This is a genomic window from Umezawaea sp. (assembly GCF_057122925.1).
Window position 1 is genome coordinate 14701 of sequence record NZ_DBNGPQ010000012.1, and the last position, 15180, is coordinate 29880.

Consider the following 15180-nt stretch of genomic DNA (forward strand, 5'->3'; position numbering starts at 1 on the left):
ACCGTGCTGCGCTGGATCACCGCTGGGGAATCACACGGACCCGCTCTCGTCGCCGTGCTGGAAGGCATGGTCTCGGGGGTGGAGGTCACCACCTCGGACCTGACGGTCCAACTGGAACGCCGGAGGCTGGGCTTCGGCCGCAGCCCCCGCATGGGCTTCGAGGCGGACGAGGTGAGCATCCTCGGGGGCGTGCGCCACGGCCTCACCCAGGGCGGGCCCATCGCCGTCACCATCGGCAACAGCGAGTGGCCGAAGTGGGAGAAGGTCATGTCGGCCGACCCGGTCGACCCGAGCCAGCTCAAGCCGACGGGCCGCAACGAGGCGCTGACCAGGCCGAGGCCCGGTCACGCCGACCTGCCGGGGATGCAGAAGTTCGGCTTCGACGAGGCCAGGCCGGTGCTGGAGCGCGCCAGCGCCCGCGAGACCGCCGCCCGCACGGCGCTGGGCACGGTGGCCCGGAACTTCCTCAAGCAGGTCTTCGACGTCGACATCGTCAGCCACGTCGTCTCCATCGGCGGCGCGAAGACGCCGGACGACGCGCCCGTGCCCGGCCCCGGCGACCTGGCCGCGGTCGACGCGAGCCCGGTCCGCGCGTTCGACCCGGCGGGCACCGAGGCGATGGTCGCCGAGGTCGAGGCCGTCAAGAGCGCGGGCGACACCGTGGGCGGCGTGATCGAGGTCATCGCCTACGGCCTGCCGCCGGGCCTCGGCTCGCACGTGCACTGGGACCGCAGGCTCGACTCCCGGCTCGCCGCGGCCCTCATGGGGGTGCAGGCGATGAAGGGCGTGGAGATCGGCGACGGCTTCACGACCGCCACCCGCTGGGGCAGCCAGGCGCACGACGAGATCGACCGCGGCAAGGGCCCGTCCGGCGTCACGCGCCGCAGCAACCGCGCGGGCGGCCTGGAGGGCGGCATCACCAACGGCGAGCCGCTGCGCGCCAGGGTGGCGATGAAGCCGATCTCCACCGTCCCGAAAGCACTGTCCACTGTGGATGTCCGCACCGGTGAGGCCGCCGTCGCCATCCACCAGCGCTCGGACGTGTGCGCGGTGCCGCGCGCGGGCGTCGTGCTGGAGTCCGTGGTCGCGCTGGTCCTCGCCGAGGCGGCGTTGGAGAAGTTCGGCGGCGACTCCATCGCGGAGACCAAGCGCAACGTCGCGTCCTACCTCGAAGCGCTCGAAGCCCGGTGGGAGGGGCTGTGAACGCCCCCGCGTACGTCGTCCTCGGCCCTCCCGGCGCGGGCAAGACGACCATCGGCCAACTGCTGGCCGAACGGCTCGGCGTGCCGTTCCGCGACGTGGACGCCGACATCGTCGCGAGCGCGGGCAAGCCCATCTCGGACATCTTCACCAGCGACGGCGAGCCGGTGTTCCGCGCGATGGAGGAGCAGGCCGTCGCCGACGGCCTGAAGACCCACGAGGGCGTCCTGGCCCTCGGTGGCGGCGCGGTCCTGTCCGCGGCGACCAGGGAACTCCTGGCGGGCCACCGGGTCGTGTTCCTCAACGTCGGCATGGCCGAGGGAGTCCGACGCACCGGCCTGTCCAGCGCCAGACCGCTGCTCACGGGCATCAACCCGAGGGCGACCTTCAAGGCCCTGCTCGACGCGAGGCTCCCGCTCTACCGCGAGGTGGCGACGATCGAGGTCGCCACCGACCACCTGGAACCGAACCAGGTGGTCGACGCCGTGCTGGACGCCGGCTGACCGGTTGACGCGGTCCGGCGGATCGGACCGGGTGGGCTGGGTCCGGCGGGTCCGGGCCGGGTCGGTCAGAGCCAGAGCCGGGCAGGCCGGCGTCGGGAGGGCCGGGTCCGGTTCCGGGATTCAGCGGTGCCGGGCGGTTTGGGCGAAAGCCGGGGCCGGGGTCGGACGAGCTGAGGTCGGCTGGGTCCGGGGTGGGCGAGCCGAGGTCGGCCGTGCTGGACCTCCGTTCGGCGCGCCCGCGCTGGGCAGGCCAGAGGACGGGCGGCCGGCTCGTGCGCTCAGCCCGCGCGGCGCTCCGCACCGGGTTGCGGATCGAAGCGGGGCCGGAGGCACGCCGTGCCTCCGCCGGAGGGTGGGCCGACGTGGCTCGGGGCTGCCTTCGGTGTGGCCGAGCAAGCGCTCTTGGTGCACGGCGGGAGCGGCGGTGCGCGTTCAGCGGTCGCTCCACGTCTGGAACGCGCGGCACTCGGGTCGAACCGCTCCCCCCGGTGTGGGGTCGGTCGGCGCTCCTGCCGGACGTGGTCGAATGGGGGCCACCACGACCGCGCCCCCAGCCGGAGCGGTGGGGAGCGATCCCGATGTCTCCGGGGGTGTCCACGGGAGCATCACCACGAACGAGGGAGAACACTGATGGGCGAGCCGGTGCGGATCCGCGTGGCCGCGGAACGACCGTACGACGTGGTGGTGGGCCGCGGCCTGCTCGGCGACATGGCGGAGGCCGTCAAGGGCATCGCCAAGATCGCGATCATCCACCCGCCGACGCTCGTCGAGACCGCCGAGGCGCTGCGGGAGACGCTGGCCGCGGGCGGGGCCGACGCGCACCGCGTCGAGATCCCGGACGCGGAGGACGGCAAGGACCTCCCCGTGGCGGGCTTCTGCTGGGACGTGCTCGGCAAGATCGGCCTGAGCCGGTCGGACGCCGTGATCGGGCTGGGCGGGGGAGCGGTGACCGACCTCGCGGGGTTCGTCGCCTCGACGTGGATGCGCGGCGTGAAGCTGTTCAACGTCCCCACGACGCTGCTCGGCATGGTCGACGCGTCCGTCGGCGGCAAGACCGGCGTCAACACGTCGGCGGGCAAGAACCTGGTCGGCACGTTCTACGAGCCGACCGCGGTCTTCGCCGACCTCGCGACGCTGGACACGCTGCCGCGCAACGAGCTCGTCGCGGGCATGGCCGAGGTCGTCAAGGGCGGCTTCATCGCCGACCCGGTCATCCTCGACCTGATCGAGGCCGACCCGGAGGCCGCGCTGGACCCGTCCGGCTCGGTGCTGGAGGAACTGGTCCGCCGCAAGATCCAGATCAAGGCCGACGTCGTGTCCGCGGACCTGCGCGAGTCCGACCTCCGCGAGATCCTGAACTACGGCCACACCCTCGGCCACGCCATCGAGCGCCGCGAGCGGTACAAGTGGCGCCACGGCGCGGCGATCAGCGTCGGCCTGGTGTTCGCCGCCGAACTCGCCCGCCTCGCGGGCAGGCTGGACGACGCGACCGCCGACCGCCACAGGGCCGTGCTGACCGCGCTCGGCCTGCCGACCAGCTACGACCCGACCGCGCTTCCGCAGCTCATGGAGGGCATGAGGGTGGACAAGAAGAACCGCGCAGGCGTCCTGCGCTTCGTCGTGCTCGACGGCCTGGCCAAGCCCGGCAGGCTCGAAGGCCCCGACCCGGCCCTGATCGCCGCCGCCTACTCGGCCGTCGCCGCCGAGCCGACCACGGGCGGGGGGATCCTGCTGTGAAGGTCCTCGTCCTCAACGGCCCGAACCTGGGCAGGCTCGGCACCCGCGAACCCGACGTGTACGGCAGCACGACCTACGCCGACCTGGTCGCCCTGTGCGAGAGCACCGGCCGCGAACTGGGCGTGGAGGTCGACGTCCGCCAGACCGACTTCGAGGGCGAGATGCTCGGCTGGCTGCACGAGGCCGCCGACCACGGCTACCCCGTGGTCCTCAACCCGGCGGCGTGGACGCACTACTCGGTGGCCGTCCGCGACGCCTGCTCGCAGCTGACGGCCCCGCTCGTCGAGGTGCACATCTCGAACGTGCACAAGCGCGAGGACTTCCGGCAGCACAGCTACATCTCCGCCGTCGCCGAGGGCACCATCCTCGGTCTCGGCGTCCAGGGCTACGCCCTCGCCCTGCGCTGGCTGGCCACCAAGGCGTGACAGTCGGGCGGTCGCGGCCCCGGAGACGAGCACCCTCCCCGAGGCCGCGGCCCGCACCCGCCTGACACCCGCCCGCCGAAGCCCGCCCCAGACGCCCCGCCCGGACCCCGGCTCGGACCCCGCCGGTCCGGACCCGCCCGAACACCTGGCCCGGACACCGGCACCGGCCCGCCCGGACAACGGCCCGAAGACCTGCCCGTGACCGCCCGGACACCACCTCGAAGAGTTACCCGGACCCCGTCTCGGACACCGCCGTGCCCAGGCCCTACCCAGACCCCTGCCCGGACAACCGGACAGGAGACCTGCCCGCGCCCGCCCGGACAGCCGCCCACGCCCACCAGGACCTCCGCCCGGACACCGGTCGATCGAGCACCGTCATCGGACCGGCCGACCCGCGGGCGTCCCACCACCCGGAGGCCCTCGTGACCCGCGGAGCCCTGCACCACGTCGAACTCTGGGTGCCCGACGTCACCCGTGCGGAAGCCACGATCGGGTGGCTGCTGCTGGAACTCGGTTGGACCGAGTTCCAGCGTTGGCCCGCCGGGGTCAGCTGGCGGCTCGGCGAGACCTACGTGGTCGTCGAGCGGTCGCCCGCGATGGCGGTCGGACCCCACGAGCGGACCCGGCCGGGCCTCAACCACCTCGCGCTGCACGTCGGAGGCCCGGACGCCGTGGACGCGCTGACCTCGGCGGCGCTGGAGCACGGGTGGACGCTGCTGTTCGCCGACCGCCACCCGCACGCGGGTGGGCCTGACCACTACGCCGCGTACCTCGACAACGAGGACGGGTTCGAGATCGAACTCGTGGCTACTACTAGCGAGTAGTCATCCGGTTGGGTGAGTTGATCTTCTACACTGGGTGGTGATTCGCCGAGGGGTCAACCAAGTGGAGGACAGCGCCCGCATGTCGAGGCTTCTCCGGCTCGTGGCGACCCTGTCGGCATCCGTCGTGCTGCTGTCGTCCTGCGACGCGGGCGTGACGATGAACCAGGCCGAGGGCACCGGCGGCGTCGCACCGCCCGCGGAGGTGAAGAAGCCGCAGCGCGCGGCCCCTCCGAAGGAACCGCTGACGCTCGCGGCCGACCGGTCCCGCGGCAGCGCGGGCGTCATCGCGGTCGGCGGCGGCGACTCGCCGTACAACTACGGGCCCACGGTGCTCGTGGAGGACGGCCGCAACCGGATGTGGTGGTGCAGCCAGCTCGGCGTCGCGGTCCCCGCGGGCGACGACCTGCTCTACGCCGAGAGCGCGTCGCTGACCGGACCGTTCGCCGGGCGCGACGGCAGCGTGGCCCAGCCGGTGCTCAGCGGCAGCGTCACCGGCTTCGACGGCGTGCACACCTGCGACCCGTCGGTCATCCACGTCGGCCAGACCTACTACCTCTACTACACCGGCGCGTCCGGCGACCACGCGCACGGCAACGCGATCGGCGTCGCCACCAGCACCGACGGCATCTCCTGGCAGCGCGCCAACGGCGGTCAGCCGATCATCGGCCCGGCCTACGACACCACCCGCGACAACACCTACGGCGCGGGCCAGCCCGCCGCGCTGCACGTGAACGGCTGGTTCTACCTGATGTTCACCGACACCACCGGCTCGGCGGCGGGGTGGAACGGCGCGGGCCAGTTCGTGCTCCGGTCGAAGGACCCGCTGTTCCTGGCCGGGGTGCAGGCGCTGGGCGTGCGAGGCTTCTCCGCCGTCTCCGGCACCAACTCGCCGCGCGCCCGCTCGGTGGTCGACGCGTTCAGCGCGGACTGGATGTGGGTGGAGGCGCTGGACGCGTTCGCCATCGCCCACGAGACCGAGACCGGCACCAGCATCACGTTCTGGAACGCCGACTTCACCGTCCAGCCCTACGCGCGGATCACCGTCCCCGGCCCGTGGCGCGAGGGCCCCGGCCTCGTCCGCACGTCCGAGGGCCACGCCCCGATCGCGTCCGACGACCCGTGCGGGCGCGTGCCGATCGACGTCGTCCGCGCCACCGTCGACGGCGCGGCGGGCGCCCCGACCGACCTGACCCACTTCGGCATGGACCTCGCGGGCGTGCCCGGCTGCGCCACCAAGGAAGCGGCCGTCGTGCTCGACGGCATCGCCGTCCCGTCGCCCGAGCGCACGACGGACCTGGTCGTCGGCGGCAAGGTCGTCCGCCTGGAACGCCGCTCGGTCACCGACCGGCTCGCCAGGACCGTCCTCGCCCACCGCCCGGCGATCGTCGACCAGCTCCCGGTTGCCGCCAGCATCCCGGCGGGCGCGAAGGCCGTGCGCTCACCCGACGGCCGGACCGGCGTGGTCGTGGAGGACGACGAGCTGTGGCTCATCGGCTCCGCCGAGCTGGCCGCCCTCAACTCCTCGACCGTCCAGCAGACCACCGAGGCCGAGTGGCGCAGGTTCACCCCCGCGGGAGACCTGACCAGGTTCCGGCGCTAGTGCGAGCCCTTGGGCTGCGGCGCCGCGTTCCCCAACCCCATCCCGATCGCGGCCGACGCCAGCACCACCAGCGCGGTGAACGCGGCCCCGCCGGTCAGTGCGGGCCACAGCGCCTCGACGCCGGTCTGGTCCACCAGCAACCCGCTGCCGACCACACCCGCCACCCCGGCCAGCGGCCCCGCCACCAGTGACGCGAAGAACCAGCACATCCCGCGCCCCTCGAACCGCCGCCACGCGTCCAACGCGCCCCACAGCACCGCGATCACCACGACGAGCCCGAAGGCGATCAGCCGCACCGCCGAACCGGCTTCGGGGCTGCGCACGGCGACCGCCACCACGCCCGCTTGGACGGCGCCGTGCAGCAAGCCCATCCAGAATCCCCTGACCAGCCACGCGCCCATGGCGAACAGGGTAGTGCCGGGACGCGGGACCGAGGGAAGACCGGTGAACACACCCCTGTGGAACCCGCCCGATACCCCTACTCTGCTGGTATGCCGCCGCACGCCCCGCGTCGCGCCGCACTGCGCGCCATGCTCGTGGAGCAGGACCTCGACGCCCTGCTCGTCACCGACCTGGTGAACGTCCGCTACCTCACGGGGTTCACCGGGTCGAACGCGGCGCTGCTCGTGGCCGCCGACCCGCAGCGGAGCACGGTGTTCTGCACCGACGGCCGCTACCTGGCGCAGGCCGAGGCGCAGGTTCCCGACCTCGAACGGGTGATCGACCGGCCGTGCGACCTCGCGCTGGCGGCGCGGGCGGCGAAGGACGGGCACGGCAGGGTCGGGTTCGAGGGCCAGCACGTGACGGTGGACGGGCTCGCCGCGCTGGAGCAGGTGGTGGAGGGCCTGGTCGGGGCGTCCGGTCTGGTCGAGCGGCTGCGGCTGGTCAAGGACGACGCCGAGGTCGAGGCGTTGCGGATGGCCTGCGCGGCGGCCGACCGGGCGCTGGCCGACCTGGTCGAGCACGGCGGGCTGCGGGCCGGGCGGACCGAGAAGGAGGTCGCGCGCGAGCTGGAGGGCCGGATGCTCGACCACGGGGCCGCGGGGCCGTCGTTCGACTCGATCGTGGCGGCCGGGCCCCATTCGGCGATCCCGCACCACGAGCCGACCGACGCGGTGCTCAAGGCGGGCGACCTCGTGAAGCTGGACTTCGGGGCGCTGGTCGACGGCTACCACTCCGACATGACCCGCACCCTCGTGCTGGGCAAGGCCGCCGACTGGCAGCGCGACCTGTACGACCTGGTCCTGCGGTCGCAGGCGGCCGGGCGGGCCGCTCTGCTGCCGGACGCCGACGTGCGGGCGGTGGACGCGGCGTCGCGGCAGGTGATCGTGGACGCGGGGTACGGGCCGCGGTTCCCGCACGGGCTCGGCCACGGGGTAGGACTGCGCATCCACGAGGCTCCGGCGCTGTCCAAGTCCGGTGAAGGTACACTTTCCGCCGGTATGGCGGTCACCGTCGAGCCCGGCGTCTACCTGTCGGGGAAGGGCGGTGTCCGCATCGAGGACACGCTCGTGGTGCGCGAGAGCGCGCCGGAGCTCCTCACCCTGACCACGAAGGAACTCGTGGTCGTCTAAGCGCCCGCTCCGCCGGGCCCGCCCCTTGAGACAACAGGAGAGACCACCACCGTGGCCACGACCAACGACCTGAAGAACGGCCTGGTGCTGAACCTCGACGGCCAGCTCTGGACCGTCACCGCGTTCCAGCACGTCAAGCCGGGCAAGGGTGGCGCCTTCGTGCGCACCACGTTGAAGCACGTCCTGTCCGGCAAGGTCGTGGACAAGACCTTCAACGCGGGCACCAAGGTCGAGACGGCCACCGTGGACAAGCGGACGATGACGTACCTGTACAAGGACGGCAACGACTTCGTCTTCATGGACAGCGACACGTTCGACCAGATCACCGTGCCCGGCGAGACCGTCTCCGACGCCGCGGGCTACATGCTGGAGAACCAGGAGGCCATGGTCGCCACCCACGAGGGCGTGCCGCTCTTCGTGGAGCTCCCGACCTCGGTCGAGCTGCTGATCGAGCACACCGACCCCGGCCTCCAGGGCGACCGCTCGACGGGTGGCACGAAGCCCGCGAAGCTGGAGACCGGCGCCGAGATCCAGGTGCCGCTGTTCGTCACCACCGGCGAGAAGGTCAAGGTCGACACCCGCGACGGTCGCTACCTCGGCCGTGTGAGCAGCTGACGTGGGAGCGCGCAGCAAGGCCCGCAAACGCGCGGTCGACATCCTCTTCGAGGCGGACCTGCGTGGCGAGGACCCGGTGACGCTGGTCGCGGGCCGGGTCGGGTCGGCCGACGTGCCGCCGGTGAACGACTACACGGTGACCCTCGTCGAGGGCGTGAAGGCGCACCAGGCGCGGATCGACGACCTGATCTCGGAGCACGCCGAGGGCTGGACGCTCCAGCGGATGCCCGCGGTCGACCGCGCGGTCCTGCGCATCGGCCTCTACGAGCTGCTGTGGGCGACGGACGTGCCGGACGCGGTCGCGATCGACGAGGCGATCGAGCTGGCGAAGGGGCTGTCCACCGACGACTCGCCGCGGTTCATCAACGGCGTGCTCGGCCGGATCGCCGTCATCGCGGACCAGTTGCGCGCGGTCCTCTAGCACGTGCTGGACGGACTAAGGCCACCTCGGGTCGAACCGGGGTGGCCTTAGTCGTCTCAGTCCTCCTTGGCCGGACGGGCCTCGGGGGGAAGCACGCCCCAGTCGATGAGCTGCTCGGTGAGCTCACCGGGGGTCATGTCGTAGATGATCGCGAGCGAACGCAGGTCCTCGGTGCGGATGGAGAGCACCTTGCCGTTGTAGTCGCCGCGCTGGCTCTGGATGGTGGCGGCGTACCGCGCGAGCGGCCCCACCTTCTCGGCCGGTAGCTGTTGCAGCCGTTCGAGGTTGATGACGATCTTCGTGGCGGGTTCGGCACCCGACGGCACCCGACCCTCCGGCAGCAGTTCGGCCACCGGCACCCCGTAGAAGTCGGCCAGCTCGGCCAGCTTCTGCACGGTCACGGCTCGGTCGCCCCGCTCGTACGAGCCGACGACCACGGCCTTCCAGCGACCGCCGGACTTCTGCTCGACGCCGTGCAGGGACAAGCCCTGCTGCTGCCGGATCGCGCGGAGCTTGGCCCCCAACGCCTTGGCGTAGTCGCCCATGTGGCGGTTCTCCGTTCATTCGCCCCGTCAGCCGGTAGGGGACTGGGCCGGGGAGGTCAGACTCAATACGCAGAGTAATGATTGCTCTCCGTGGTCGCCAGGTCAAGCTGATCTCGTCAGTCCGTGCGTGCGAGAGCCTCGACACCACCCGTCAGGTGGGCGCCTCGTGAGTGATACCGTGCAGGTCAGCCCGGTCGAAGCCGGGTGTCCGACGTCCTTTAAGGACCCGTCCTGTGAGGCGGGGAAGGAGGTCCAACCGTGGCGCCACGTCAACGTGGTGCGACGGATCCGGCCGGGGAGCGCGAGCTTCTCTCGGCCGGTGACGTCGCACGCACTGTCGCCCGAATGGCCCATCAGATCATCGAGAAGACCGCTCTTGATGCACCGAGCGCACCCGCAGTAGTCCTGATGGGCATACCGAGTCGGGGAGCACCACTCGCTCGCCGACTGGCCCTCAAGATCGCGGAGTTCAGCGGTGTCGAGGTGCCCACGGGCACCCTGGACGTCACCCTCTACCGCGATGACCTGCGGAGAGGCCCCACCAGGCCGCTGGAGACCACGTCGCTGCCCGAGGGCGGGATCGACGACCGCCTCGTGGTGCTCGTCGACGACGTCCTGTTCTCCGGTCGCACGATCCGCGCCGCGCTCGACGCCCTGCGCGACCACGGCCGCCCCCGCGCCGTGCAGCTCGCCGTGCTCGTCGACCGCGGGCACCGGGAACTGCCGATCCGAGCCGACTACGTTGGCAAGAATGTGCCAACGTCGCGCAGCGAGGACGTGGCGGTGCTGCTGGACGAGTTCGACGGGCGCGACGGAGTGGTGCTGAAGTGAAGCACCTCCTCTCCACCGAAGGCCTCGACCGCGCGACCGCCACGTCGATCCTCGACACGGCGGACAACCTCAAGCGGGCCCTGCTCGGCCGGGAGGTCCGCAAGCTCCCGACGCTGCGCGGCCGCACGGTCATCACCCTGTTCTACGAGAACTCCACGCGCACCAGGGTCTCCTTCGAGATCGCGGGCAAGTGGATGAGCGCGGACGTGATCAACGTGTCCGCGGGCGGGTCGAGCGTGAGCAAGGGCGAGTCCCTTCGCGACACCGCGCTCACGCTGGCCGCCGCGGGCGCCGACTGCGTGATCGTCCGGCACCCCGCCTCCGGTGCGGCGCACCGGCTCGCGGGCTGGCTGGCCGAGGCGGGCACGTCCGTCGTCAACGCGGGCGACGGGATGCACGAGCACCCCACCCAGGCGCTGCTGGACGCGGCGACGCTGCGCGAACGGCTCGGCTCCGTCGAGGGCCGCCGGATCGCCATCGTCGGCGACGTCCTGCACAGCCGGGTCGTCCGGTCGAACGTGCACCTGCTCGCCGCGCTGGGCGCCGACGTGGTGCTGGTCGCCCCGCCGACGCTGCTGCCGGTCGGCGTGGCCAACTGGCCCGTCACCGTCTCGCACGAACTCGACGCGGAACTGCCGAGCCTGGACGCGGTCATGCTGCTGCGCGTGCAGGCCGAGCGGATGCACGGCGGGTTCTTCCCGTCGGCCCGCGAGTACTCGATCGCCTACGGGCTCAACGAGAACCGCCTGCGCCTCATGCCGGAGCACGCCGTCGTGCTGCACCCCGGTCCGATGCTCCGCGGGATGGAGATCGCCTCGGCGGTCGCGGACTCCCCGCGCGCGGCCATCACCGACCAGGTGCGCAACGGCGTCCACCTGCGCATGGCGGTCCTCTACCACTTGCTCGCCCACGAGGAGGAAACGTCGTGAGTCCCTTGGTGATCAGGGGAGTTCGCCCCTACGGCGAGGGTGACCCGGTCGACGTGCTGGTCCGCGACGGCGTCATCGCCGAGATCGGCTCGGTCAGCGCGGACGACGTGGAGACCGTCGACGGCGCGGGCGCGGTGCTGCTGCCCGGCTTCGTCGACCTGCACACCCACCTGCGCGAACCGGGCCGCGAGGACACCGAGACGATCGAGACCGGTTCCCGCGCCGCCGCGCTCGGCGGCTACACGGCGGTGTTCGCCATGGCCAACACCGACCCGGTGGCCGACAACGCGGTGATCGTGGAGCACGTGTGGCGCCGCGGCCGCGAGGTCGGGCTGGTCGACGTGCACCCGGTCGGCGCCGTCACCGTCGGGCTCAAGGGCGAGAAGCTCGCCGAGCTGGGCACGATGGCGAAGTCCGCGGCGAACGTCCGGCTCTTCTCCGACGACGGCCACTGCGTGCACGACCCGCTGGTCATGCGCCGCGCCCTGGAGTACTCCAAGGCGCTCGACGTGGTCGTCGCCCAGCACGCCGAGGAGCCGCGGCTGACCGTCGGCGCCCAGGCGCACGAGGGTGAGCAGGCCGCTCGGCTCGGCCTCCAGGGCTGGCCCGCCGCCGCCGAGGAGTCGATCGTCGCGCGTGACTGCCTGCTGGCGCTGCACGCGGGGGCCAGGCTGCACGTCTGCCACGTGTCCACGACGGGCACGGCGGACGTGCTGAGGTGGGCCAAGGCGCGGGGCACGACCGTGTCGGCCGAGGTCACCCCCCACCACCTGCTGCTCACCGACGACCGGCTGAGCACCTACGACCCGGTCAACAAGGTCAACCCGCCGCTGCGGACGGGCACCGACGTCCAGGCGCTGCGCCGGGCCCTCGCCGAGGGCGTCATCGACTGCGTCGCGACCGACCACGCCCCGCACGCCGTGCAGGACAAGGACTGCGAGTGGTCCGCGGCCCGCCCCGGCATGCTGGGTCTCCAGACCGCCCTGTCCGTGGTCGTCGAGACCATGGTCAAGACCGGCCTGCTGGACTGGCGCGGCGTGGCGCGGGTGATGAGCGAACGGCCCGCCGAGATCGCCGGGCTGCCGGACCACGGTCGCCCGATCGAGGTCGGCGAGCCCGCGAACCTGGTGCTGGTCGACCCGGACGCCACCTGGACCGTGCGCGGCGCGGACCTGGCGAGCGTCGCGGGCAACACCCCGTTCGAGGGCATGGAGCTGCCCGCCGTGGTGACGGCCACCCTGCTGCGCGGACGCGTCACGGCGGGGAGGATCCCGGCATGACCAGGGTGTTCCTCTCGCTGGCGGTGCTGGCGTTCTTCGCGCTGTGCCTCTACGGCATGTGGCACGGCTGGCAGCGCCGCGCGCGCCGCCAGGCGGCCGTGCTCGCCGACTTCCCGGCCGTGCCCACCGACACCGGTGCGGTGCTGCTGGAGACGACGGGCCAGTACATCGGCACGACCATCGGCGACAACTGGCAGGACCGGATCGCCGTCGGCGACATCGGCCACCGGGCCGAGGCCGTGCTGCGGCTGACCGACCGGGGCGTGCGGATCGAGCGCACCGGCGCCTCCGAGCTGTGGATCCCGAGGTCGGCGGTCGAGTCCGCGCGCACCGACCGGGGTCTCGCGGGCAAGGTCATGACCAAGGACGGCCTGCTGGTCGTCCGGTGGCACCTGGGCGAGCAGCTCGTGGACACCGGCTTCCGCGGCGACGACAAAGACGTGTACGAGCAGTGGGTGGACGCGCTGAACACCGGTGCGGCCAAGGGAGGTACGACGTGAGCAAGGCAGCACTGGTCCTCGAAGACGGTCGCGTGTTCCGCGGCGAGGCCTACGGAGCACTGGGCGAGAGCCTGGGCGAGGTCGTGTTCTCCACCGGCATGACCGGCTACCAGGAGACGCTGACCGACCCCTCCTACCACCGCCAGATCGTGGTGCAGACCGCCCCGCAGATCGGCAACACCGGCTGGAACGACGAGGACGACGAGTCCTCGCGCATCTGGGTCGCGGGCTACGTCGTGCGCGACCCCTCCCGCAAGCCGTCCAACTGGCGCTCGGTCCGCGGCCTCGACGAGGAGCTGGTCCGCCAGCGCGTCGTCGGCATCGCGGGCGTCGACACGCGGATGCTGACCCGCCACCTGCGCGAGCAGGGCGCGATGCGCGCGGGCGTCTTCTCCGGCGACGCGCTGGACAGCGACGAGGCCCTCGTGGGCCGCGTCCTGGACAGCCCGCCGATGAAGGGCTCCGACCTCGCGGGCGACGTCACCACGGAACGGGCCTACGTCGTCCCCGCGGTCGGCGAGCGGCGCTTCCGCGTCGCCGCGCTCGACCTGGGCATCAAGTCCAACACCCCCAGGATGATGGCGGCGCGCGGCATCGAGGTGCACGTGCTCCCGCTCTCGTCCACCCTGGACGACCTGCTGGCGGTCGAGGCCGACGGCGTCTTCCTGTCCAACGGGCCGGGCGACCCGGCGACCCAGACGCACGCGATCGAGCTGACGAGGTCGGTGCTGGAGCGGCGGATCCCGCTGTTCGGCATCTGCTTCGGCAACCAGATCCTGGGCCGCGCGCTGGGCCGCGACACCTACAAGATGCGCTACGGCCACCGCGGCATCAACATCCCGGTGATCGACGTGCGCACCGGCAAGGTGGCCATCACCGCGCAGAACCACGGGTTCGCGCTGGAGGGCGAGCCGGGCGAGGAGTTCTCCTCGGACTTCGGCCGCGTCCAGCTCAGCCACTACTGCCCGAACGACGACACCATCGAGGGCGTCCGCGCCCTGGAGGCCCCGGCGTTCAGCGTGCAGTACCACCCCGAGGCCGCGGCCGGTCCCCACGACGCCGCGCCCCTGTTCGACGAGTTCGCGACCATGATGAGCGAGGCCCGCTGACATGCCGAAGCGCACCGACATCAAGCACGTGCTGGTCATCGGGTCCGGCCCGATCGTCATCGGCCAGGCGTGCGAGTTCGACTACTCCGGCACCCAGGCCTGCCGGGTGCTGCGGGAGGAGGGCATCAGGGTCAGCCTGGTGAACTCCAACCCGGCCACGATCATGACCGACCCCGAGTTCGCCGACGCGACCTACATCGAGCCGATCACGGCCGAGTACGTCGAGAAGGTCATCGCCCAGGAGCGCCCCGACGCGCTGCTCGCCACCCTCGGCGGCCAGACCGCGCTCAACTGCGCGATGGCCCTCGACAAGGCCGGCGTGCTGGAGAAGTACGGCGTCGAGCTGATCGGCGCCTCCATCGAGGCGATCGAGCGCGGGGAGAACCGCCAGCAGTTCAAGAAGATCGTCGAGCAGCTCGGTGGCGAGAGCGCCCGCAGCGTGATCTGCCACTCGATGGACGACCTCCTCGAGGCGGCCGAGGACCTCGGCTACCCGATGGTCGTCCGGCCGTCGTTCACCATGGGCGGCACCGGGTCGGGGATGGCCTACGACGAGGCCGACCTCCGTCGCATCGGCGGCTCCGGCCTGGCCGCGAGCCCGACCACCGAGGTGCTCCTCGAGGAGTCGATCATCGGCTGGAAGGAGTACGAGCTCGAGGTCATGCGCGACAGCGCCGACAACAGCGTGATCGTCTGCTCGATCGAGAACCTCGACCCGATGGGCGTGCACACCGGCGACTCGATCACCGTCGCCCCGGCCATGACCCTCACCGACCGCGAGTACCAGGCCATGCGCGACCTGGCGATCGGCATCATCCGCGCCGTCGGCGTCGACACCGGTGGCTGCAACATCCAGTACGCCGTCAACCCGGCGGACGGCCGCCTGATCGTCATCGAGATGAACCCGCGCGTCTCGCGGTCCTCCGCGCTGGCGTCCAAGGCCACCGGCTTCCCGATCGCGAAGATCGCGGCCAAGGTCGCCATCGGCTACACCCTCGACGAGATCCGCAACGACATCACCGTCCGGGAGGACGGACAGAGCACGCCTGCCTCCTTCGAGCCGACGCTCGACTACGTCGTCGTGAAG

General features: G+C 72.0%; 17 protein-coding genes. 15 read left to right on the plus strand and 2 right to left on the minus strand.

Features of this window, described 5'->3' with window-relative positions; all coding sequences use genetic code 11:
* The first annotated feature begins 3 nt into the window (after positions 1 to 3).
* From aroC to AC156L_RS01940, 6 genes are all read left to right on the plus strand, one after another.
* Positions 4 to 1203, plus strand: a complete 1200-nt coding sequence (aroC, locus tag AC156L_RS01915; protein ID WP_330882267.1) for a chorismate synthase — start codon at positions 4 to 6, stop codon at positions 1201 to 1203.
* Positions 1200 to 1703 (plus strand): shikimate kinase, encoded by a 504-nt coding sequence (locus AC156L_RS01920; protein ID WP_330882270.1) that lies wholly within the window; start codon positions 1200 to 1202, stop codon positions 1701 to 1703. Before aroC ends, AC156L_RS01920 begins: the two co-directional genes overlap by 4 nt.
* Before the next feature lie 630 nt (positions 1704 to 2333).
* Positions 2334 to 3440, plus strand: a complete 1107-nt coding sequence (gene aroB, locus AC156L_RS01925) for a 3-dehydroquinate synthase (RefSeq protein ID WP_330882272.1) — start codon at positions 2334 to 2336, stop codon at positions 3438 to 3440.
* Positions 3437 to 3865, plus strand: coding sequence for a type II 3-dehydroquinate dehydratase (gene aroQ / locus AC156L_RS01930; RefSeq protein ID WP_330882274.1), 429 nt, complete (start codon positions 3437 to 3439; stop codon positions 3863 to 3865). The genes aroB and aroQ overlap by 4 nt, the downstream gene beginning before the upstream one ends.
* 254 nt (positions 3866 to 4119) lie before the next feature.
* Entirely contained in the window at positions 4120 to 4689 is a 570-nt protein-coding gene (locus AC156L_RS01935; RefSeq protein ID WP_330882276.1) for a VOC family protein, read from the plus strand.
* A 79-nt stretch (positions 4690 to 4768) separates the two neighbouring features.
* Entirely contained in the window at positions 4769 to 6289 is a 1521-nt protein-coding gene (locus AC156L_RS01940) for a beta-xylosidase (protein WP_330882278.1), read from the plus strand.
* Here AC156L_RS01940 and AC156L_RS01945 read toward each other — a convergent pair.
* On the minus strand, positions 6286 to 6690 hold the full coding sequence (locus AC156L_RS01945) for a B-4DMT family transporter (RefSeq protein ID WP_330882280.1): 405 nt from the start codon (positions 6688 to 6690) through the stop codon (positions 6286 to 6288). The genes AC156L_RS01940 and AC156L_RS01945 overlap by 4 nt on opposite strands.
* Before the next feature lie 90 nt (positions 6691 to 6780).
* On the opposite strand from AC156L_RS01945, the gene AC156L_RS01950 reads away from it, so the two are divergent.
* From AC156L_RS01950 to nusB, 3 genes are read left to right on the plus strand one after another with little or no spacing between them, the layout of a single operon-like run.
* The gene (locus AC156L_RS01950; protein ID WP_330882282.1) at positions 6781 to 7863 is read left to right on the plus strand and encodes a M24 family metallopeptidase; all 1083 of its coding nucleotides are present in this window, start codon (positions 6781 to 6783) and stop codon (positions 7861 to 7863) included.
* Between the two features lie 51 nt (positions 7864 to 7914).
* Positions 7915 to 8478, plus strand: coding sequence for an elongation factor P (gene efp, locus AC156L_RS01955; RefSeq protein WP_330882284.1), 564 nt, complete (start codon positions 7915 to 7917; stop codon positions 8476 to 8478).
* Between the two features lies 1 nt (position 8479).
* The gene (gene nusB, locus AC156L_RS01960) at positions 8480 to 8899 is read left to right on the plus strand and encodes a transcription antitermination factor NusB (RefSeq protein ID WP_330882286.1); all 420 of its coding nucleotides are present in this window, start codon (positions 8480 to 8482) and stop codon (positions 8897 to 8899) included.
* A gap of 56 nt (positions 8900 to 8955) precedes the next feature.
* Here the strand turns inward: nusB and bldD are convergent, their stop codons facing one another.
* Positions 8956 to 9444 carry a transcriptional regulator BldD gene (bldD, locus tag AC156L_RS01965; protein ID WP_015103676.1) on the minus strand — a complete coding sequence of 163 codons (489 nt, stop codon included), beginning with the start codon at positions 9442 to 9444 and terminating at the stop codon, positions 8956 to 8958.
* A gap of 258 nt (positions 9445 to 9702) precedes the next feature.
* Here bldD and pyrR point away from each other — a divergent pair, with 258 nt between their 5' ends.
* The 6 genes from pyrR to carB form a co-directional block, all read left to right on the plus strand.
* Complete coding sequence (gene pyrR / locus AC156L_RS01970; RefSeq protein ID WP_330882301.1) at positions 9703 to 10275, plus strand: bifunctional pyr operon transcriptional regulator/uracil phosphoribosyltransferase PyrR; 573 nt, start codon at positions 9703 to 9705, stop codon at positions 10273 to 10275.
* Complete coding sequence (locus AC156L_RS01975; RefSeq protein WP_330882303.1) at positions 10272 to 11204, plus strand: aspartate carbamoyltransferase catalytic subunit; 933 nt, start codon at positions 10272 to 10274, stop codon at positions 11202 to 11204. Before pyrR ends, AC156L_RS01975 begins: the two co-directional genes overlap by 4 nt.
* A complete protein-coding gene (locus tag AC156L_RS01980) occupies positions 11201 to 12484 on the plus strand; it encodes a dihydroorotase (protein ID WP_330882305.1) in 1284 nt (427 codons plus the stop codon). Before AC156L_RS01975 ends, AC156L_RS01980 begins: the two co-directional genes overlap by 4 nt.
* A complete protein-coding gene (locus AC156L_RS01985) occupies positions 12481 to 12984 on the plus strand; it encodes a PH-like domain-containing protein (protein WP_330882307.1) in 504 nt (167 codons plus the stop codon). The genes AC156L_RS01980 and AC156L_RS01985 overlap by 4 nt, the downstream gene beginning before the upstream one ends.
* Complete coding sequence (carA, locus tag AC156L_RS01990) at positions 12981 to 14093, plus strand: glutamine-hydrolyzing carbamoyl-phosphate synthase small subunit (protein WP_330882309.1); 1113 nt, start codon at positions 12981 to 12983, stop codon at positions 14091 to 14093. Before AC156L_RS01985 ends, carA begins: the two co-directional genes overlap by 4 nt.
* A 1-nt stretch (position 14094) precedes the next feature.
* A partial coding sequence (gene carB / locus AC156L_RS01995; RefSeq protein WP_484406528.1) for a carbamoyl-phosphate synthase large subunit occupies positions 14095 to 15180 on the plus strand: 1086 nt, incomplete at its 3' end.